Genomic DNA, 20,681 nt, shown 5'->3' with positions numbered 1-20,681 from the left:
TGGACATGCTAACAGGCTTAAATCACATAACAATAGCTGTATCTAACCTCAAGACATCAGTAGATTTTTATTCTGGCTTGTTAGGGTTTGAACTATGGGTATCTTGGGATAAAGGCGCGTATTTAAGTCTCGGTGATGTCTGGCTTTGTTTATCTTTGGGAGAGCCCGCTCCGAGCTCAGATTATAGTCATATAGCGTTTAACATTACCGCTGAAGACTTTACGGCTTTTTCTAAAACGATATTAGAAAACGGGGTTGGGGTGTGGAAAGAAAACAGCAGTGAGGGAGATTCTTTGTATTTTTTCGACCCAGATCATCACAAACTTGAGATCCATAGTGGTAGTTTGCAAAGTCGGTTAAAAAGTTTGCAGCAGCAACCATATTCAGGCCTCACTTGGCATAAAGCGGTGTGATTCTATTTTCTAGAATGCTTGTATCTTTAATTGCGCATTTTACTTCTGGTTACTGAGCTCCATAATAAAACAAAATATGATGGAGCAAAGTAATGGCAATTCAACTAAATGGCAAAGCACATGATATCGGTGGTCTTGCAGTAAACCGCGTACTTCCGCAGCGCGCCAAACGCATGGTAGGTCCTTTTATCTTTTTTGATCAAATGGGACCCGGCAAATTCAGTATTGGTGATGGTATCGATGTAAGGCCGCATCCGCATATTGGGCTTGCAACTCTCACTTATTTGTTTGAAGGTAACTTGCTCCATCGTGACTCTCTTGGGAATCAACTTGAGATCCATCCTGGGGATGTAAATTGGATGGTGGCAGGGCGTGGCATTGTGCACTCGGAGAGAGAGTCGTTTGAAACCAAAGCGCAACCCCATGCTATCCATGGTTTGCAATGTTGGGTCGCGCTTCCTGAAGATTATGCTGAAATTGAGCCGAGTTTTTCACATGTCAATCGAATGCAGCTACCAACAAGACAACTCGATGGAGTGATGACAAGAGTCATTATAGGGAGTGCTTATGGATTGCATGCGCCTGTACCAACGTTTTCTCCAATGTTTTACGTAGATGTGATGGCAAAGGCTGGCAGCTATCTTGAAAGACCAAATCAATCACAAGAAATCGGCATATATGTGATCTATGGTGAAGTAGAGGTGTCAAATACATCTTATGGATCACAATCGTTTATATTACTTGAAGAGGACGATATAAAATTACACTTTAGTAAAAACAGTCGTGTGATATTACTCGGAGGACAAGCTTTTTCGAAAACGCCGTATATAGATTGGAATTTTGTATCATTTAGCAAAGCGCGTATCGAGCAAGCCAAACAAGATTGGCGAGGAGGGAGATTTGCTACGATCCCTGAAGATAAGCTCGAACATATTTCACTGCCTTAGCTAGGAGCGCAGCACCAAGAAGGTGAGCGCCCGAGCGTTGCACTTAGTAGTCGTAACTTATGTGTTGAAAGAAACGCACATTGACATCTTGTTTCTCAATATTGATGGGTAGTTGAGCGACGAAGCGTTTTATTGCAGTCTCTACGTGATTCATAAAACGGCCATAGCCCATGTCTTTTTTATCCTTGTCATTGGCGACAATAACAAAACGTAGAGTATCTACCAGGTGTGTTTCATCAAATAGTGAATAGATTTGGTGATCATCTGAGCTGGTATTAAAACTTAACTTTTGCAGTTCTCGATTAGTATCGGACTTATCGATTTTTGCACTTCTAACAATCGGTAAACGCCCATCTGCTACCATGGCTACCATATTGAGCTGTTTGTCCGCGCAGGCAGATAAAAACGCATCTTCAAGTGTGCGGTAGAATTGTCCGTAATCACCTGAGCGCATTTGGCTTTGAAATTCAGTTTTGATTGCACGAGACACAGGAATATTAAATGTTACATAAGTCATTTCACTGTGTACATCAGGCAAGGCACAGTGCCGAGCTTGATAACGTGGATACAAGGCTCTTAGCTTATAGCCATAAGACTCCTTGTCACCCTTTGCTTTTGCAAATACGTCGTAGGTCAAGTGTTGATGGTCTCGCACTCTAAACTGTGGCTCTACAGAAGAGAAGCCGTCTTTAAGCGCATCCAGTACTTTTTTTACTTTGTTATGAAAGTGTGCTGCATTGGCACGTAATTCATTACCTGTGGCTAAAAATAGCAAGCGAATTTTGCGTGCTTGATAACCATCACCGAGATAGGTTTGGTGCGCTTCATGAAATTTAGGGTTATAAAAAAACAAAATTTGTTTGTCGGTTTGCATGGTGTAGGCTTCATCATGATATCGAACGACCGGTAACTTGTCATTGGCGATAACATGAACATTATGTAATTCATATTCATCACACAGTGCAAATAATTGGCGAGATAAGCGCTCGTAACATGCTGCAACAGAGTCAAAACACGCATAAAATTCATCGTCCGGCTTAAACTCGGCAAGAATATATTGGTTGTTTCTAGCTTTAGTTGAGATGTAAACACGATTTAGATTCATTGAAGCCATTACTTTGTCCTTTCCTAGGTAACGTAATTTAAGCAATACTCGGTGGTTGAGTACTTTAATGGCGCAACTATAGGATGAAGTTGTGAAGGAAATATTGCGCTAGAACAAAATTTGTCACAAAAAGCTGATTAATACTTAACCTAATGAATAAATCCTGATACAGCGCAGATAATTGCTGTAAGTTCGGCTAAGTTTTTGTAATAATGCCGAGGTTAACTTAGAGCATAATTCAGAGGAAAGATTTCCTATGGCGGAAACTGAAAATCGCCCATCAAACTTTATTCGCAACATTATTGATGCGGATCTTGCCAGTGGCAAACATGCGTCTACGCACACACGTTTTCCACCTGAGCCAAATGGCTTTTTGCATATTGGTCATGCAAAATCAATTTGCTTAAATTTTGGTATTGCCCAAGATTATCAAGGTAAGTGTAACCTACGTTTTGATGATACCAATCCAGAAAAAGAAGACATCAACTACGTTAAATCTATTCAAGAGGATGTTCAGTGGCTTGGCTTTGAGTGGGATGGTGAGATTTGTTATTCATCAAACTATTTCGACAAGTTGTACAGCTACGCCGTAGAGCTAATTGAAAACGGTAAAGCGTATGTTTGTTTTTTATCTCCCGAGCAAGCGCGTGAATATCGTGGAACGTTAACTGAGCCGGGCAAAAATAGCCCTTATCGTGATACGTCACCGGAAGAAAACTTAGCCTTATTTGAAAAAATGAGAAATGGCGAGTTTAAAGAGGGTGAATGTGTACTGCGCGCTAAAATTGACATGACAAGCTCATTCATGGTGCTTCGCGATCCGATTATTTACCGTGTACGTTTTGCCCACCACCATCAAACTGGTGATAAGTGGTGCATTTATCCAATGTATGACTTTACGCACTGTATTTCCGATGCGCTTGAAGGGATCACGCATTCACTATGCACACTAGAATTCCAAGATAACCGCCGTTTGTACGACTGGGTATTGGATAATATCAGCATCGAGTGTCACCCGCAGCAAATTGAGTTTTCTCGCCTAAACCTCGAATATACAGTAATGTCAAAGCGTAAGCTTAATGATCTAGTTGTAAATAATCATGTTGAAGGGTGGGATGACCCACGTATGCCGACGATTGCAGGTCTTCGTCGTCGTGGGTATACACCTGCCGCTATTCGTGAATTTTGTAAGCGCATTGGTGTAACCAAAATGGACAACATGGTTGAAATGGGTATGCTTGAAGCGTGTATTCGTGACGACCTAAACGAAAATGCACCACGTGCTATGGCGGTACTTGACCCTGTTAAGTTAGTGATTGAAAATTTTGACGCAGATAAAGTTGAAATGCTTCGAGCGCCTAATCATCCAACATTAGAGATGGGCGAGCGTGAGTTGCCGTTTACGCGCGAAATCTATATTGAACAAGAAGACTTCCGCGTAGAAGCGAATAAAAAGTTCAAACGTTTGGTGCTAGGTAAAGAAGTACGTCTTCGTAACGCTTATGTGATTAAAGCTGAGCGTATTGAAGAAGACGAAAACGGTAATATTACGACAATTTACTGTAGCTATGACCCTGATACTTTAGGTAAAAACCCGGAAGATGGTCGCAAGGTGAAAGGCGTAATTCACTGGGTATCTGCTTCACATTGTATCGAAGCGCCAGTGCGTCAGTATGACCGTTTGTTTACGGTACCAAACCCAGCTGCAGCTGATCATTTTACGGAAGTATTAAACCCAGACTCTTTGGTGACTATTGCTAATGCTAAACTAGAGCCTGCACTTGCAAACGCAAAACCAGAGCAAGGTTATCAGTTTGAGCGCTTAGGTTACTTCTGCCGTGACAATAAGTCAGAAGCGCTGATGTTTAACCAAACTGTTGGTCTGCGTGATTCGTGGGCTAAGATAGAACAGCAAGGTTAACTCTTGATGAGGTCGACTTATGTCGGCCTTTTTTATAGCCTTTTCGTTATCCGATATTATGTCTGAAAAATCCATCCAGCACTTTTATATCAATGAGCAACAGTCTATTTATCTACTGTCTCATATTGACGCAAAAAAACACCGTCAGTGGCTTAATATTTGTAAAAAGCAACTGAGTCTACTTGGCTATAAAAACGTTGAGGTGATTGGATCTGGTGCATTTGGTTTTGTATTCGCAGGTACAAGTGATATTGGCAAGGAGTGGGTGTTTAAATTTTCTCGGATCACACTTGCCCAAAGTGTTCGCGACAGGCTTGAAGACGAAGGTTACATGTTGTCGCAACTTGACAATCCAATGATCCCTAAGTTTTATGCATTTGAGCGAGCAAAAAAGCAAGGTATTTTAATGATGGAGCGTGCGCCAGGAGAAGATTTAGAGAAAATCTCGCTCAGGAAAGGCCGCTTTCAAGCGCATGAATTAGTAAGTCTTGCTTTGAAACTGAGAAACGTATTGGTTGACCTACGTGAGCGCCGCAATGGCATGTCTCCTCAGCCTATTGTACACGGAGATATAAAACCATCTAATATTGTTTGGGATGAGGCGACAGATAATTTCTCCTTAGTTGATTGGGGTAGCTCGGTTTATGCGCAAGTCGATATTTTCGGTGAGCCTATCGCGAGTAATATTATGGACTTGATGTCATCTGATGTGAGCACAACCAATGCTAGGATGGGAGATGTGTATTTTATTGGTGATGAGCAAATGTCAGGGGCGCAGTCTTCGCCACGCTTTGATGAGCAAGGAGTAGCATCAACAATTTATGCGCTGGCAAGTGCACAATCATGTCGGTTTGGCGCAAAGGTACTCCCAGCCAGCGCTCTGGGGCTTCCCAAGGTATTTGCCCAAGTGCTGGATGGCATGCTTAGCAAAGACAAAGCAACGAGAGACAGTGCAGGGGATTACTTTGTGCGTAACATGCCTGCAATGGCGAAAATGTATCTGCCAGAGTTAATCCTTTCAGAAAAAAAATCTCGCATCCCATTTTGGACACATGAGACTGAAGTAAAGCCAGAAACGGTAGTATATAGCTCCCGAAAGCAGTTTTTGCGCCGTGCTGACGATAAGCACAATCTAAGAGATGTAAATGATGCGCAGCTCGACAGATACTATAAAGAGTTTTTATTTGATACCGGCGACACCGAGAAAGCGTTTTTGGCGTCTATCAGCCGTTTGGCAAAATATCCTGTAGTAGGTGGCTTGAGTTTTCACTGGAAAGATACTCAAGTATTTGTCGAGTCAAGCCTGATTTTACACGATGAAACATTGAATCTGGCATTTAAAGACGCGTTGAACGCCGCCGTAATGATTGCACAGGGGATAAAACAAAAAGGTTTGTTTAAATGCTGCTTGTTCGACGCGCGTCAAACTATTCAATTGACTCGTGACGGCACTAGTGCTTTTCAATTTGAACAACTTCCTGAGCTCGAATATAGTGTCAGTGACATATCAAGTAATGAAATTACACGGCCACACTCCTATTTTGAAGACGGTAAAGACCCTGATGAGCAGCTTCAGCTTCCAAAACAGATCATCCAATGTGTGTTCGAACTCAATCAAATTCACCATACTGGTTGCATCATTTTTGAATCTTTACAAGATAGGATGAAAATTCACTATTACTACCGACTACTTGACGCCAATAAAGAAGCACAGTTTAAATCGTTATTGACTCGGATCATGCAGTACGCTGTTAGCATTCAAGATTATGGTGTAGCGGGCTTTATGAAGCTTCCTTACAAGAACACACGTGAGTTTGACTTATGCGAGCGCCAACCTGATAGCTTTTTTCCAAAAAACCCAAAAGCATTTATGTCATCAAGCGTGTGATACCAATTGGTATAGTTAAACGAACTGATGCTACACGTTATACCAATTAGACTTAATACTTGCTCAATTTGAAGGAGTAAATCTGACGCTAACAGGTCGCGTTAGCGGAGTTATCGACAAGGTTTTCTCGCCTCAATATAGACCACTCAATTAAGATAATTGGTATTAATTTCCTCTACACAAGAAAATCAATTTTGAATAAAAAAAAGCCAGCTTGACGCTGGCCTATTGCTTAAAGAGGCAAAAGATTTGGTTAATTACCATTTTCTTCTGCGTATTTCTTACAAGCTTCTTTATCTTCACATTCACCATACAAATAAAGTGAGTGGTTGGTAAGTTTAATACCATTATCGCTGGCAATTTCTTCTTGTCTTGTTTCGATGACGTCATCTTCAAACTCAACAACTTTGCCGCATTTTAAACATACCAAATGGTCATGGTGTGTGCTACCAGAAAGTTCGAATACAGATTTACCGCCTTCAAAGTGGTGGCGTGTGACAATCCCAGCATCATCAAATTGGTTTAATACTCGATATACTGTAGCGAGTCCAATTTCTTCACCTTTATCTAAAAGGATTTTATATACATCCTCTGCACTGATATGTTGATTATCAGGAGATTGAAGGATTTCTAAAATCTTGATACGTGGCAGTGTTACTTTTAAACCAGCCTTTTTAAGCTCTAAGTTGTGATCAGTCATTAAATCTGTCTCAATCTGTTGGTTATAATTTGTCTTAGGTCAATATTCACGACGCTAAACCTAAGAATAACTTGCTAGGGCAACAAGTGCAAAGCAAATGGATTAATCTTCCAACTCGCTTAGGCACATTTCATCGTATACTTGCGCACACCATTGTTTAACACGCTGCTCTGTCAACTCAGGCTGACGATCTTCATCAATACCAAGGCCAACAAATTTACCGTCTTCTACAACAGCTTTAGACGCTTCAAAATCGTAGCCGTCAGTTGACCAATGGCCAATAACAATAGCGCCACGCTCGGAAACGATGTCGTTGATCATACCCATTGCATCAAGGAAGTACTCGGCATAATCTTCCTGATCACCACAACCGAAGATAGCGACTAGCTTACCTTCAAAATCAATTTCTTCTAACTCAGGGAAAAAGTCATCCCAGTCACACTGTGCTTCACCGTAGTACCAAGTCGGGATCCCAAAAAGGAGTAAATCAAATTCAGCAATTTCCTCTTTACTGCTCTTTGCAATGTCCTTTACGTCTACCAGTTTTTTGCCCAGCTCTTTTTGAATCATTTTAGCAACGTGTTCAGTGTTACCAGTATCGCTGCCGAAAAAAATACCTACGCTTGCCATTAATTGCTTACCTTCTATCTATTAACCGCTAACTTTTCTTGTAAGATGGTCTCTATGAGTGCACTTCGACTAATGTTTTGCGACTCAGCCATATCACTTAGCGCTTGATATAACTCTGATGAAACCTTAAATTCTACTCTTTTTAGACCACGAGCACGATCTCTTTTTATTTGATTGCGCTTGTTAACCTTTAACTGCACTTCTCGAGGAAGCGGGTTTGTCTTCGGACGCCCAGGACGTTTTTCATTTTCAAATAAGTCAATGGTCGTTCTATCTGTCTCCGCTTTGGCCATTATCCCACACCTGCGCCTTGCCAAAATACTTGGATCAGACCTTTAGCGATAAAACCTGAACAGCCTAGAAACAGTACGAGCCATACAATATAACGTCCGAACTTTGGTACATCGCCTTTTTTCAGTACGTCTTGAATTGCCATACCGATGAAAAAGAATATACCTGCTAGCGCAAACCATAGCCCTAGCGTTTCAAATTCATTTATAAATTGACTGACCATCTGAGCTCTACTCAATATTTAAACGGCGGCTACTATATCACAATCTACATGCATAAATTAAGTTTATAACGGCAAATCGATTTGTTTTATTGAATAAAATCAATAATTGAACGATTTACCGCATCTGGTTTTTCTGCATGTAGCCAGTGGCCTGCACCTTGTATTATTTTTGCTCGGGCGTTAGGAAATAGACGCGCGATGCTATCTTTATGTTCTGGAAGGATATAATCTGAATTATTCCCTTTGATAAACAAAGTATCGCACAAACAAGAATGAGATTCATTAATGTTGTCTGTTATTGTGTCGTACTTTTCGGTAATTACATCTAAATTAAAGCGCCATGCAAGCTGTCCAGCTTCATTTTTAGCTAAGCTTTTGAGCAAGAACTGACGTACGCCTGGGGTGTCTATATAGGTAGACATAATACCATCTGCTTCGCTGCGGCTAGATACTTGGCGTTGTTGTACTTCATTTAATGCGGCAATAATTGCATCATGTCGAGAGTGATAAGCTACAGGGGCGATGTCTAAAACAACCAATTTATCAGTTTGCTCAGCAAATAACTGTGCAAACTGCATGGCGACTTTTCCTCCCATAGAGTGACCAACGAGATGTACTTTGTCTAGCTTTAACTCGTCAAGCAGTATTTTGATGTCATTGGCCATCACAGGATAGGACATATCAACATCGTGAAATGACCGGCCATGATTTCGCAAATCGACATTGATCACATTAAAATTCGATGCGAGTGCTCTTGCGACGACGTTTAAATTTTCAAGGGACCCAAACAGCCCATGTATAATGATAACGGCAGGGTTTGTTGCGTCACCAGTTTGTTGGTAGTTTACCAGCATGCTTCCTCCAAATTTGCGGGTAATTGTGACATTGAAGAGGAAAAATGCAAAGCCATAGAGTAATAAGCTAAATTTGGATATACTACGTGACAATTGAAATGAGTTGCTCCTAATTAGCATAGATGACAGGAAACGCATGAAAAAGATAGAAATAGATGACGAGCTATATCAATACATTGCAAGTAATACTCAAAGTATTGGAGAAAGTGCTTCGCAAATCTTACGTCGTTTATTAAAACTTAATTCTGGGACAGAATCCAAACCCGGCTTACAGCAGGAAGAAGAGCAGGCTCAAACAGCAGAAAAAGAGGCTCAACCAAAAGTGCAAAGCCAGCCTGCAAAACCAGCTGCAAATGTCTTTAATATTCTAAATAAAGAAGAATTAGCGATGCAAAAGGGAGTTGTAGGGCGCTTTTTATTTATACTTTCAGCGCTACATCGCACCCACAAATCTGAGTTTAACAACGTGCTCGAAATTAAAGGTCGAGATCGGATTTATTTTGCAACCAGTAAAGAGGCTTTGCTTGAAAGCGGCAGCAGTATGAATCCAAAAAATATTGTTGATAGTGAATACTGGGTAATGACAAACTCGAATACAACGAGAAAGAAAATGATGCTTCATGAAGTAGCTAAGGTGTTAGGTTACACAGATGAAGCTGCCGAAAAAATCAGAGACTACCTATAAGTAAGGAAATCTTATGGCGATCCATCCGCAAGCAGGTAAGAAGGTAACGCAAGAGCAGTTAGTTAATATTCCTAAGCTGGTTTCTTCATACTATTTGAATGAACCGGATTTAGAAGCACATCCGGAGCATTGTGTTGCTTTTGGCACCAGTGGCCACCGAGGTTGTTCACTTCATTTCAAATTTAATGAGTCACACATTCTAGCCGTGACTCAAGCTATTTGTGACTTCCGTAAAAATAACAATATCTTTGGCCCACTGTTTTTAGGTAAAGACACGCATGCTTTATCGGAAGCTGCTTTTAATTCGGCTATCGAAGTGTTAGTGGCAAATGAAGTGCAGGTGATCACGCAAGAAAATGATGATTATACGCCGACTCCTGTTATCAGCCATGCAATTGTATCGCACAACTTAGCACACCCTCATGAGCTTGCTGATGGTATTGTCGTGACGCCATCACATAATCCGCCAGAAGATGGAGGCTTTAAGTACAATCCACCGAATGGTGGCCCAGCAGACACCGATGTCACAAAGTGGATTGAAGATAGAGCAAATCAATTATTACAAGAAGACCTGGTTGAAGTAGAGTTATTTCCGTTTGCAAAGGCCAAGCGTTCAGGGTTTATAAAATATGAAGATCTGATCACCCCCTATGTTGCGGACTTAGGCAATATTATTGATATGGAGGCGATAGCCAAGGCAGGAGTCAATATAGGTGTAGATCCACTTGGCGGCTCAGGCATTAACTTTTGGCCGGTGATTGCTAAGCACTACGGGTTGAATCTTAGCGTAGTAAATAATGTAGTTGACCCCAGTTTCGCATTTATGCCTCTTGATAAAGACGGCAAAGTGCGTATGGACTGCTCATCACCCTATGCGATGGCCAATTTGATAGCGTTAAAAGATGACTATGATATTGGTATTGGTAACGATCCAGACTTCGACAGGCATGGTATTGTCACGCCAGATGGTCTGATGAACCCAAACCACTTTTTAGCGGTGGCAATTGATTATCTGATCAAGCACAGAACTTGGAATAGCTCGATAAAAATTGGCAAAACTTTGGTATCTAGCGCCATGATTGACAAAGTGTGTGGTGCAAATGGTCGTGAAGTTTACGAAGTGCCTGTTGGGTTTAAGTGGTTTGTAAGTGGGCTTGCAACAGGGGAACTAGCGTTTGGTGGTGAAGAAAGTGCTGGTGCTGCTTTTCTGAGAAAAGATGGTACTACTTGGTGTACAGACAAAGATGGCTTTATCATGGGGTTACTCGCGGCGGAAATTTTAGCTGTAACCGGAAAATCACCATCTGAGCATTATTTGGCATTTGAGCAAGCATTTGGCGCGCCGGTGTATAAACGCATTGATGCGCCAGCGAGCAGTGAACAAAAAGCCAAGTTAAAGGGGTTAAGCGCAGATAACATCAAAGCAGATACGTTAGCAGGTGATAAAATTACTCAGGTCTTAACTAATGCACCAGGTAACGGTGCTGCTATTGGTGGTCTTAAAGTCGTCACTGAAAATGGCTGGTTTGCGGCACGGCCATCGGGCACTGAAGATATTTACAAGATTTATCTTGAATCATTTAAAGGTGATTCACACCTTGCTGAGTTGGAACAAGCGGCAAAAGCGCTTGTGGATTCGGTAATTAGTTAATAAAAAGCTTCTACAAGCCATACTCCTCGTATGGCTTTTTTGTATCCCAATGCGGATTATTCAACAATATCAATTTGGAATTATGACGTACTTAGCAGAATTAAAACAAAACGGTGACTTTCTTACACTCACACGAAATAACGAATTTACTCTAGAACCTGTCAGTTTCACATTAAACAATGGCACCTTAGTTGAAGTGCTAGATACCGGTGTGATCCAGTTTACTCCAGTGGGTGAGACGACAAAAGACATCGTACTGTCTAGCGCTGTGCACGGAAACGAAACAGCACCGATAGAGATATGTGACGAGCTTATCCAACATATTATCACTGGTAAGCTGACGTTAGCGCAGCGTGTGCTGTTTATTTTCGGTAACCCGAAATCCATAAACATTGGCCAGCGCTTTGTCGATGAGAATTTAAACCGCTTATTTAACGGCGCACATAATCAAGAAACAGATAACCCCGAAAAGGTTAGAGCGCAAAAACTAGAGGGATACGTTCGAGCCTTCTTTGAAAAAGGTGGAAGCGAGCGCTACCGATGTCATTACGATCTTCATACTGCTATTCGGGGTTCGAAAAACGAAAAGTTTGCAGTATACCCCTTCTTACATGGTAAGCCGTGGAAGAAATCACAGCTGCAGTTTTTATTGTCATGCGGTGTCAACACCGTGTTAATGATGCGCTCGGCGGCAACGACATTTAGTTACTTTTCTTCTTACCAGTTTGGGGCCGACGCATTTACCATCGAACTTGGGCAGGTAAAACCATTTGGTGAAAATAATATGGCGAGCTTTGCAAAAACCAAAGAAACGCTAAAAGCATTAATTAGCCAAAAAAATGTAGAATATAAAGAATTTAATGCAGATGAGTTTGAGTTATTTATGGTACACCGTACTATCAATCGGACACAGCCTGAATTTTCTTTCCCATTCTCTGATTCTGCGGTGAATTTTACTGGATTTGCGAGAGGCGAACTATTGGCTACTGACGGAGATCAACAATACTTTGCAGAGGTCGACGGTGAGGCAATTATCTTCCCTAATGCCAATGTTGCACTGGGTCAACGTGCATTATTAACGGTAGTACCATTAGAAGTGGATGAAAACTTTATATAAATCAATAATGTAAAAATAATCCTTCCATCGTATCGAAATCTTTCCAAAAACATTGATGTATTTTAGCGGTTATTCATCTAGGATTAGTTGAATAACGTTTACGTTAACGTAAAGTTGAATAGCTTTAATTTAATTTACTTACTTAAATCGCAAATATTATTCAGTCTTTGATAAGTTGTTAGACCAGTTACTCACGCTAACCACAAAAGTCATTAAGACCAATTAACACAATCATAAATGCGAGGTGAGTTATGGCTCTTTTCGTCTTACATCAGCTGTACTCTGGTTGTATGTGAGGGGACAGGGGTTGAGCTCAGTAAGTTTGTTATGACAACAAGAGAAGGTAGGTTATGACTAACCCCAATAATATATCCTTAAATATCAGCCATGCGCTGGAATTTATAGATGGTCATGCACTCAATATCCCTACATTAAAGATTTTAAGTGACCAAGGCGATGTTTTAGACGGTGCAACAGCACCAGAAATTGATAAAGAAACGGCATTAAGAATATATTCCACAATGCGTTTTATTCGTTTACTTGACGAGCGTATGCAAGGTGCTCAGCGTCAAGGGCGTATTAGCTTCTATATGCAGTGTCTTGGCGAAGAAGCAGCCGTTACGGCAAGTGCCGCAGCGCTAAAAGAAGATGACATGATCATGGCTCAATACCGTGAACAAGCCGCAATCCATTATCGTGGTTTTTCATTAGAAGAGTTCATGAATCAGCTATTCTCCAATGAGAAAGATTTAGGTAAAGGTCGTCAAATGCCTGTGCACTACGGATCCAAGGCATTGCATTATTTGACAATCTCATCGCCTTTAGGTACCCAGATCCCGCAGGCTACCGGTTATGCTTATGGCCAAAAGCTGAAGCATATTGATAAAGAGACCGGGGAGTTAACGTCTGAAATAGAAAACGTTACTATTTGCTACTTTGGCGAAGGAGCCGCGTCTGAAGGCGATTTTCACGCAGGTCTAAATATGGCGGCTGTGCATGGCTCACCCGTCATTTTTTATGCTCGCAACAACGGCTATGCTATCTCCACACCAGCGGATGAACAATTTAAAGGCGACGGTATCGCTGCTCGTGGTGTTGGATATGGAATTAAAACGATTCGAGTAGATGGTGCTGACGCTCTTGCAGTATATGCTGCGACACAAGCCGCGCGTAAAATTGCTGTAGAAAATGGTGAGCCTGTGATGATCGAATCTATCGCATATCGTTTGGGTGCTCATTCTACTTCTGATGATCCTTCTGGTTATCGTACAAAAGATGAAGAAGCTGAGTTTAAAAACAGCTGTCCGGTAAATCGGTTTAAGCAATGGCTCCTAAAGCAAGACTGGCTGGATGAAGCGCAGGATGATCTCGAAAAAGAAAAGATCCGCGAAGATATTCTAGCAGCGTTAAAGGTAGCAGAAAAAGTACAAAAACCTGCGCTAGAAGATTTGGTTTCTGATGTCTATGACACCCCAATTCCATCATTACAAAAACAATATGAAGAATTGAAGGCACATATTAAAACCTATCCTGACGCATATCCACTTACCGCAGGGAGAATAAAATAATGGCTAAAATGAACATGTTACACGCCATTAATTCGGCGTTAGATATCACCATGGCAGAGCACCCACAGGCTTGTATTTTTGGTGAAGATGTTGGCTACTTTGGCGGTGTATTTCGTGCAACTTCTGGTCTACAAGAAAAGTATGGTAAGCACCGTGTTTTTAATACGCCGTTGACCGAACAAGGTATTTTGGGCTTTGCCAATGGCCTAGCGGCATTTGGTGCTCCTGCACTTGCTGAGATCCAGTTTGCTGATTATATCTTTCCTGCGTTTGATCAGATAGTAAACGAGTCTGCAAAATTCCGTTACCGCTCAGGTAATGAGTTCAATGTAGGTAACCTAACGGTTCGCACGCCATACGGTGGCGGAATTGCAGGTGGCTTATATCACTCACAATCACCAGAAGCTTATTTTGCCCATACACCTGGTCTTAAGATTGTCGTGCCTCGTAACCCTTACCAAGCTAAAGGCTTACTACGTGCTGCGATTAAAGACGATAACCCGGTTATTTTCTTTGAGCCGAAGCGCTTGTATCGAGCGTCTGTTGGTGAAGTTCCAGAAGAAGATTACAGCATTGAGCTTGGCAAGGCGGAAGTCATAGAGGAAGGATCGGATATTACGCTTCTTGCTTGGGGTGCGCAAATGGAGATCATCGAACAAGCAGCGCAAAAAGCAGCAGAGGCAGGTATTAGCTGTGAAATAATCGACTTAAGAAGCATTCTTCCTTGGGATGTTGAGACGGTAGCAAAATCAGTGATCAAAACCGGCCGTTTAGTTGTGAGCCACGAAGCGCCAATTACTAATGGTTTTGGTGCAGAAATCGCGGCTACCATTCAAAAAGAGTGTTTTTTACATTTAGAGTCGCCAATTGAGCGGGTTTGTGGATTAGATACGCCATATCCTTTAGCACTGGAAAAAGAATATGTGCCAGATGCACTTAAAGTGTTTGCTGCTATTAAACGTTCTATGGAGTTTTAAGGATAAGTTATGGCTAAAGAATTTATCTTACCCGATATTGGTGAAGGCATTGTAGAGTGCGAAATCGTTGAATGGTTAGTGGCTGTTGGTGACGAGGTAAAAGAAGATCAACCAATTTGCGATGTCATGACTGACAAGGCACTAGTGCAGATCCCAGCGGTACATGATGGTGTGATCACAAAGCTACATTACGAAAAAGGCGAAATTGCGAAAGTGCACGAACCTTTGTTTGCAATGGACGTTGCTGGCGAGCAAACATCACCAGCGGAGCAGTCGGCACCTCAGTCTTCATCAGGCACTTCAGCAAACTCAGTATTAGAGGATTTTATTCTACCAGATATTGGTGAGGGAATCGTTGAGTGCGAGATTGTTGAATGGCTTGTCGCCGAGGGCGATGAAATCAAAGAAGACCAAGCCGTTTGCGACGTGATGACGGACAAAGCACTGGTGCAAATCCCTGCAAAATACGACGGTATTGTGGAAAAGTTACATTACCAAAAAGGTGAGATTGCACAGGTACATAGCCCATTATTTCAGATGAGGTTGGCATCATCACATGCTGGAAAATCAGGTGATCCAGTGGCGGACATCCACAAGCCCAAAGAAAGCAAAGAGCAATCTGCGACGGCAACTGGTGATGCGACGCGAAGTCTTCCAAAAAATGGTAAAGCGATTGCTTCGCCAGCAGTGCGCCGAAAGGCACGTGAAGTAGGCGTTGACCTGTGTGAAGTGCCCGGTTCTGGTAAAAATGGTCGTGTATACAAAAAGGACATCGAGCATTTCCTTGAGCACGGTGTTAATCGCGATACGGTCAAGTCTGAGTCAAGTAAAGCAGCACCAGTTGAAACGCCAAAGCCGCTGTCTACCTCAGAAGGTGGAACAAGAGTTGAACCTCTGCGCGGTATGAAAGCCGCAATGGCAAAACAGATGGTGGCTTCAGTATCGACTATTCCGCATTTTACATATTGTGATGAGATTGATCTGACGGATTTAATTGCACTGCGTGGAACCTTAAAAGAGCAATATGCTAAACAAGGTATCAAGCTGACGATGATGCCATTTTTTATCAAGGCGTTATCACTTGCAATCAACGAGTTCCCTATCTTAAATGCAAAAGTAAATGATGATTGCACCGAAGTAACTTACTTCGATGACCACAATATTGGTATGGCTGTAGACAGTAAACTGGGTTTATTGGTGCCGAATATTAAATCATGCCAAAACAAGTCTATTGTGGACGTCGCCCAATTAGTTACTGAGTTGACTGAGGCGGCTAGGGAAGGGCGAGTATCTCCTGATTCACTTAAAGGCGGTACTATCTCTATCTCTAACATAGGCGCAATTGGTGGTACAGTCGCGACACCTATTATTAATAAACCTGAAGTTGCTATTGTTGCACTTGGTAAGGTTCAGCAGCTACCGCGCTTTGATGCCAAAGGGAATGTGGTTGCACGTTCAATTATGCAGGTAAGTTGGTCTGGTGACCACCGTATTATTGATGGTGGTACAATTGCGCGATTCAATAATTTGTGGAAGTCCTTCCTAGAGGAGCCAGCTAAAATGATGATGGCAATGCGCTGATCTTTGTTTTTGCTAGTTTCTACTTGTTGCAAAGGGTCATTATGACCCTTTTTTATTGGCTATCGGTTGATCATTTGTAGCTCTAGAAAGTATAAACTGTCATCATATACCGGTAAGTAATTCTCACGTCATAAAAGATAAGCTATAAAAACAAGCGGATATTAACCTCCATAAGCGCCCGCAGTATCGATGTTTCTGTCAGTTATAACTGCCTTCTTCGGCGCTAAGTTAGTCTGAAGTTGGCTCGCAGCCTGTGCAGTTTCAATACTCATGAACTATATCAGATAGAGTCACCCCGAGCGCGATTATATATCTCAGCCCGTTAATCAATCGTTTACTAGCGGTTTAGTTCGAGTGAAAAATTTGCAGTAGAAAATTTTTAGTGATCTATTGGAAACTTTTTATCGAGAACAGTGTGAAGTAGATTGTTTCTAAAAATAAAACAATTTCTGTATCTCATAAAATAGAGTTTAATCCATATTTCAACTTGTTTAGATTTTACCGAATAGGTTTAAGGCCTGGCTATGTCTTAATCAGCCAAAATTATCATTCATAATTAAGCACTTCTATAGCTAGCTCTACAAATTTGACAGTTTGTTAATTTTTACATTTTTACTACAGGCTCTGTGGTGTTTTTAAAAATATCCATTTATTTCATGTGATTAGAAATAGCTCCCATTTTGGTTAATTTGTTTTGATAAGTTTACGGAAGTGAGCGTATATGACAAAAAATGTGAGAAAGTGTGCTTTTATTTTGTTTTCAAAACAGGTAAAAAAGAAAGGGTTAGTTTGGTTGTTACCAAGTCTAAACATCGCAAAAACATTATTTAAAATAATAATTAATATCAACAAAGGGAAATTCGATGTTTGCTAAAAATAAAATTCTTAGCTCAATTCAAATGTCTTTTCTTGCTGCGGCAACGTTGTCTGGAACGGCATTAGCCGAGCAGAATGATAACGAAGCCAAGGAGCTTGAAAGAATTCAGATCACAGGTTCGCGTATTGCGCGGTATGAGCTTACTCAGCCTTCACCTACTATTACTTTAACAGGTGAGCAAATCGAACAAGCTGGTATACCTGATTTAGCACAGGTGCTTTCAGAGCTACCAGCAATTGGTGCGACAGGTACATTAAGAGCTAACACTGGTAGCAGTGAAAATGCGGGTTCAAGTACAATCGACTTACGCCGTTTAGGTACAGATAGAACACTGGTACTTGTAAATGGTAAGCGTCACGTTGCAGGTCAGCAAGGCTCGGCCGTAGTTGATTTATCTACAATCCCAACATCAATGATTAAACGTGTTGAGGTTATCACAGGTGGTGCTTCTGCGATTTACGGTTCTGATGCGGTATCTGGTGTAGTAAACATTATTACCAGAGATGACTTTGAAGGGCTTGAACTAAAAGTTGGCTATAGTGACTCACTGCACGGTATTGGTAATAAAAACAAGACATTTAGCTTAGTGGGCGGCGCATCTACAGCAGACGGTAGAGGTAACGCTACAGTATATATTACTAAGGATTCTGTTGCTGAAGTAATGGAGCGTGATATGCGCCATTATACTGAAAGTAGCATTGCTGATAATCCAGCAGATACTGGAGAAGATGATGGTATTCCTGATAAGGTGTGGGCACCAAATGTCCTATCAGAGTGGATCAGTCAGACTGCGGTTTTAGATTATAATAGAACGAATTACACTTTTGATAACGCAGGCAACGGTCAATTAATGCCTACGAGAGATTTGTCTAATTCGCAAGCTTTTGGTAGTTTTCCTGATGGCTGTGAGCTATGTTTTTCAACATCAAGATATGAAAACTTCCTTCCAGAGCGTGACAAGGTCACAGTAGGGTCGTTCTTTAACTACGAAATCAATGACAACGTTAAGTTTTACTCAGATGTAAAATACGTGCGCTCTGATATTACTCAGCAGGCTCAGCCAGCGTATCGTTTTGGTGATGGTGATACCGTTAACTTATTAGAAAACCCTTTTGTATCGCAAGAAACACTAGACTTCTTCAAGGCTAAAGCGGCGCAAAATGATAAGGTTAACCTAGAAGAAATAAGTATAAATAAGTTTTTCGACGAGATCGGTAACCGAGAAGCTAGAAATAAACGCGAAACATTTAGACTTGTTTCAGGTGTTAAAGGTGATTTTACCATCAGTGATACCCTGTTTGACTATGATGTCTATTACTCTTATGGGCGTACGGAAAATGACCGAATTCAAGCTAATGATCTAATTATAGGTAATTGGGTTGCGGCATTAGATGCAGTGATCAACCCCAAGACTGGCCAAGCAGACTGCCGCGCAAATGTACCATCTATGCAAGGTGACGACTATTCAAGCCCTGCAACCGTTGATGTGAAAAACTGTGTACCGTATAACCCATTTGGTTATGATCAAGTTTCTGATGAGGCGAAAGCTTGGGTGAGTGCTAACGTAACTCGCCAAGATACAATCAAACAAAGATACTTTGGCGGTTCATTATCATTTGATAGTGCTGAGTGGTTCGAGCTGCCTGGTGGTGCGATGGGAATGGCACTTGGCTATGAAAAACGATGGGAATCATCTGGTTCAGTTACCGACGAATTAACCAAATCAGGTGCATTGAATGAGGTTGCTACACCAGATACATATGGTGAATATGATGTGTCAGAGTGGTTTGTAGAAGTAAACCTACCAATTCTATCAGATGCTTTCTTAGCACATGATTTAAGTATTGACGGTGCGTTTAGACGAGCAGACTACTCGCATGCAGGTGAAGTTGATGCGTGGAAGGTTGGCTTTATGTGGTCACCTATTGAAGGGTATAGTCTTCGTGGTACCTACAGTGAAGCGGTACGAGCACCAAACGTAACCGAAGCATTCTCACCTCGTAGCCCTGATTTTGCTCGTGTTTGGGATCCATGTGATAAATCAAGACTGGGAAATAACCCGAATCGTGCAGCAAACTGTGCGGCACTTGGAATACCTGCGGATCATGTCGGTCAAGATAATGCCAGTAAACGGGTAATCCTTGGTGGAAATCCAAACTTGACAACGGAAGAATCTACTTCATTTACAGTCGGGTTTGTTGCAACAGCGTTTGAAGACTTTTCATTTAGTATCGATTACTACGATATTGAAATTGAAGATGCGATTCAGTCAATTAAACCTCAAGCAGTCGTGAATAACTGTGTTGATGGTCCAGCACTTGACCCTATTTACTGCTCGCAAATTACACGAAATCCAAACAACAACTCTGTTACGTTTGTTGAGTCTGGTTACCAGAATACCGCAAAACGCGTTTTATCGGGTGTAGAGGCTGACTTTAGCTATAATCTTGATCTTGCTGATTTCTCGCTTCCGGGTGAAACTAAGTTTAACCTATTTGTAAACCATGTGTTTGAGTATGATACTTACGCGTTCCAAAATAACCCTGATAAGCCAGATCGTCGAGATGGAGAGCTAGGTGATCCATCGTGGCAAGCAACCTTCAGAGCAACATATAGTCTCGATGATTTATCAGTGACTTGGAGCAGCCGCTTTATCGATAGATCTGCTATCATTGACTTGAAAGAAACGTATACGGTGGATGGTAAAAAAGAAGGCGATACGCCTGAAGATGCTGCTTACCCGTATGCACCAAGCACGGTATATCATGATTTATCAGCTCGTTACTTAGCAACAGACGATCTTTCCGTTGAGCTAGGTGTGCGTAACATTTTTGATAAACTTCTACCTGAGTATGTCGGTGGTTCTGGGGTGGACTCAGCAATTTATGACCCGTGGGGAAGAAGAGCATTTGTTAACTTAACTTACAATTTCTAAGTTGAAGCATTAACGAAAAAAGGCCACTTTGATGTGGCCTTATTTTTTCACTGAAAAGGGGTTACCTTTACTCAATCCCTTTTTTTGAATACAGCGTTACTTTATCTGAAAGCAGTGTAACTTTGATATGTTTATCGTCACTTCCCCAAATACAGTTAGTGTGAAGTGTTTTTTCTTCACAGTTATCTGCTGAACCGAGAATTTGCTCTAGTTCAGTTTTGTCCATACCAACTTCTAGTTTATTGTAGTTTTCAACGGTTACTTTAGAACAGCCTGTAAGGCCGAGTAATATCGATGCAAGTACTATTTTTTTCATTA

The 20,681-nt window shown here is 41.4% G+C and carries 18 protein-coding genes; 11 read left to right on the top strand and 7 right to left on the bottom strand.

The window, feature by feature from the left end; all coding sequences use genetic code 11:
• The first annotated feature begins 5 nt into the window (after positions 1–5).
• Positions 6–413, top strand: a complete 408-nt coding sequence (fos, locus tag D9603_RS00710) for a fosfomycin resistance glutathione transferase (protein WP_128729676.1) — start codon at positions 6–8, stop codon at positions 411–413.
• Positions 414–505: 92 nt separating this feature from the next.
• Positions 506–1,360 carry a pirin family protein gene (locus tag D9603_RS00705; RefSeq protein ID WP_125251417.1) on the top strand — a complete coding sequence of 285 codons (855 nt, stop codon included), beginning with the start codon at positions 506–508 and terminating at the stop codon, positions 1,358–1,360.
• Positions 1,361–1,403: 43 nt separating this feature from the next.
• Here the strand turns inward: D9603_RS00705 and D9603_RS00700 are convergent, their stop codons facing one another.
• Positions 1,404–2,474 (bottom strand): DUF3083 family protein, encoded by a 1,071-nt coding sequence (locus D9603_RS00700; RefSeq protein WP_128729675.1) that lies wholly within the window; start codon positions 2,472–2,474, stop codon positions 1,404–1,406.
• A gap of 247 nt (positions 2,475–2,721) precedes the next feature.
• Between D9603_RS00700 and glnS the strand changes: the two genes are divergently transcribed.
• Positions 2,722–4,386, top strand: coding sequence for a glutamine--tRNA ligase (gene glnS, locus D9603_RS00695; RefSeq protein ID WP_128729674.1), 1,665 nt, complete (start codon positions 2,722–2,724; stop codon positions 4,384–4,386).
• Positions 4,387–4,444: 58 nt separating this feature from the next.
• Positions 4,445–6,274: a protein kinase gene (locus D9603_RS00690; protein WP_128729687.1), complete on the top strand. Its 1,830-nt coding sequence runs from the start codon at positions 4,445–4,447 to the stop codon at positions 6,272–6,274.
• 253 nt (positions 6,275–6,527) lie between these two features.
• Here D9603_RS00690 and fur read toward each other — a convergent pair whose 3' ends face one another.
• The 5 genes from fur to D9603_RS00665 all read right to left on the bottom strand — a co-directional run bounded on the left by fur (position 6,528) and on the right by D9603_RS00665 (position 8,972).
• On the bottom strand, positions 6,528–6,974 hold the full coding sequence (fur, locus tag D9603_RS00685) for a ferric iron uptake transcriptional regulator (protein ID WP_125251414.1): 447 nt from the start codon (positions 6,972–6,974) through the stop codon (positions 6,528–6,530).
• A 102-nt stretch (positions 6,975–7,076) separates the two neighbouring features.
• Positions 7,077–7,604 (bottom strand): flavodoxin FldA, encoded by a 528-nt coding sequence (gene fldA / locus D9603_RS00680; RefSeq protein ID WP_125251413.1) that lies wholly within the window; start codon positions 7,602–7,604, stop codon positions 7,077–7,079.
• A 14-nt stretch (positions 7,605–7,618) separates the two neighbouring features.
• The gene (gene ybfE, locus D9603_RS00675; protein WP_010372698.1) at positions 7,619–7,897 is read right to left on the bottom strand and encodes a LexA regulated protein; all 279 of its coding nucleotides are present in this window, start codon (positions 7,895–7,897) and stop codon (positions 7,619–7,621) included.
• Positions 7,897–8,118 (bottom strand): DUF2788 domain-containing protein, encoded by a 222-nt coding sequence (locus D9603_RS00670; protein ID WP_010372701.1) that lies wholly within the window; start codon positions 8,116–8,118, stop codon positions 7,897–7,899. Before D9603_RS00670 ends, ybfE begins: the two co-directional genes overlap by 1 nt.
• 86 nt (positions 8,119–8,204) lie before the next feature.
• Positions 8,205–8,972, bottom strand: a complete 768-nt coding sequence (locus D9603_RS00665) for an alpha/beta fold hydrolase (RefSeq protein ID WP_128729673.1) — start codon at positions 8,970–8,972, stop codon at positions 8,205–8,207.
• A gap of 136 nt (positions 8,973–9,108) precedes the next feature.
• Here D9603_RS00665 and seqA point away from each other — a divergent pair, with 136 nt between their 5' ends.
• From seqA to D9603_RS00630, 7 genes are all read left to right on the top strand, one after another.
• Positions 9,109–9,657, top strand: coding sequence for a replication initiation negative regulator SeqA (gene seqA / locus D9603_RS00660; RefSeq protein WP_128729672.1), 549 nt, complete (start codon positions 9,109–9,111; stop codon positions 9,655–9,657).
• Between the two features lie 13 nt (positions 9,658–9,670).
• Positions 9,671–11,308: a phosphoglucomutase (alpha-D-glucose-1,6-bisphosphate-dependent) gene (gene pgm / locus D9603_RS00655; RefSeq protein WP_128729671.1), complete on the top strand. Its 1,638-nt coding sequence runs from the start codon at positions 9,671–9,673 to the stop codon at positions 11,306–11,308.
• 82 nt (positions 11,309–11,390) lie between these two features.
• Positions 11,391–12,425, top strand: coding sequence for a succinylglutamate desuccinylase (gene astE, locus D9603_RS00650; protein WP_128729670.1), 1,035 nt, complete (start codon positions 11,391–11,393; stop codon positions 12,423–12,425).
• Positions 12,426–12,775: 350 nt separating this feature from the next.
• On the top strand, positions 12,776–13,993 hold the full coding sequence (locus D9603_RS00645; RefSeq protein WP_128729669.1) for a thiamine pyrophosphate-dependent dehydrogenase E1 component subunit alpha: 1,218 nt from the start codon (positions 12,776–12,778) through the stop codon (positions 13,991–13,993).
• Positions 13,993–14,970, top strand: coding sequence for a transketolase C-terminal domain-containing protein (locus tag D9603_RS00640; RefSeq protein WP_125251407.1), 978 nt, complete (start codon positions 13,993–13,995; stop codon positions 14,968–14,970). Before D9603_RS00645 ends, D9603_RS00640 begins: the two co-directional genes overlap by 1 nt.
• A 9-nt stretch (positions 14,971–14,979) precedes the next feature.
• Positions 14,980–16,551, top strand: a complete 1,572-nt coding sequence (locus D9603_RS00635) for a dihydrolipoyllysine-residue acetyltransferase (protein ID WP_128729668.1) — start codon at positions 14,980–14,982, stop codon at positions 16,549–16,551.
• 863 nt (positions 16,552–17,414) lie between these two features.
• Entirely contained in the window at positions 17,415–20,363 is a 2,949-nt protein-coding gene (locus tag D9603_RS00630; RefSeq protein WP_128729667.1) for a TonB-dependent receptor, read from the top strand.
• 67 nt (positions 20,364–20,430) lie between these two features.
• On the opposite strand, the gene D9603_RS00625 is transcribed toward D9603_RS00630, so the two are convergent.
• Positions 20,431–20,679, bottom strand: a complete 249-nt coding sequence (locus D9603_RS00625; protein ID WP_128729666.1) for a DUF3862 domain-containing protein — start codon at positions 20,677–20,679, stop codon at positions 20,431–20,433.
• Positions 20,680–20,681: the final 2 nt, after the last annotated feature.

It is taken from the genome of Pseudoalteromonas sp. PS5 (genome assembly GCF_004103255.1).
GTDB lineage: Bacteria > Pseudomonadota > Gammaproteobacteria > Enterobacterales > Alteromonadaceae > Pseudoalteromonas > Pseudoalteromonas peptidolytica.
This window is presented reverse-complemented; position numbering and strand designations above follow the sequence as displayed.

Coding starts and splice junctions, on each gene's coding strand:
- fos (WP_128729676.1), top strand. CDS start 6: ATGCTAACAGGCTTAAATCACATAACAATAGCTGTATCTAACCTCAAG.
- D9603_RS00705 (WP_125251417.1), top strand. CDS start 506: ATGGCAATTCAACTAAATGGCAAAGCACATGATATCGGTGGTCTTGCA.
- D9603_RS00700 (WP_128729675.1), bottom strand. CDS start 2,474: ATGGCTTCAATGAATCTAAATCGTGTTTACATCTCAACTAAAGCTAGA.
- glnS (WP_128729674.1), top strand. CDS start 2,722: ATGGCGGAAACTGAAAATCGCCCATCAAACTTTATTCGCAACATTATT.
- D9603_RS00690 (WP_128729687.1), top strand. CDS start 4,445: ATGTCTGAAAAATCCATCCAGCACTTTTATATCAATGAGCAACAGTCT.
- fur (WP_125251414.1), bottom strand. CDS start 6,974: ATGACTGATCACAACTTAGAGCTTAAAAAGGCTGGTTTAAAAGTAACA.
- fldA (WP_125251413.1), bottom strand. CDS start 7,604: ATGGCAAGCGTAGGTATTTTTTTCGGCAGCGATACTGGTAACACTGAA.
- ybfE (WP_010372698.1), bottom strand. CDS start 7,897: ATGGCCAAAGCGGAGACAGATAGAACGACCATTGACTTATTTGAAAAT.
- D9603_RS00670 (WP_010372701.1), bottom strand. CDS start 8,118: ATGGTCAGTCAATTTATAAATGAATTTGAAACGCTAGGGCTATGGTTT.
- D9603_RS00665 (WP_128729673.1), bottom strand. CDS start 8,972: ATGCTGGTAAACTACCAACAAACTGGTGACGCAACAAACCCTGCCGTT.
- seqA (WP_128729672.1), top strand. CDS start 9,109: ATGAAAAAGATAGAAATAGATGACGAGCTATATCAATACATTGCAAGT.
- pgm (WP_128729671.1), top strand. CDS start 9,671: ATGGCGATCCATCCGCAAGCAGGTAAGAAGGTAACGCAAGAGCAGTTA.
- astE (WP_128729670.1), top strand. CDS start 11,391: ATGACGTACTTAGCAGAATTAAAACAAAACGGTGACTTTCTTACACTC.
- D9603_RS00645 (WP_128729669.1), top strand. CDS start 12,776: ATGACTAACCCCAATAATATATCCTTAAATATCAGCCATGCGCTGGAA.
- D9603_RS00640 (WP_125251407.1), top strand. CDS start 13,993: ATGGCTAAAATGAACATGTTACACGCCATTAATTCGGCGTTAGATATC.
- D9603_RS00635 (WP_128729668.1), top strand. CDS start 14,980: ATGGCTAAAGAATTTATCTTACCCGATATTGGTGAAGGCATTGTAGAG.
- D9603_RS00630 (WP_128729667.1), top strand. CDS start 17,415: ATGTTTGCTAAAAATAAAATTCTTAGCTCAATTCAAATGTCTTTTCTT.
- D9603_RS00625 (WP_128729666.1), bottom strand. CDS start 20,679: ATGAAAAAAATAGTACTTGCATCGATATTACTCGGCCTTACAGGCTGT.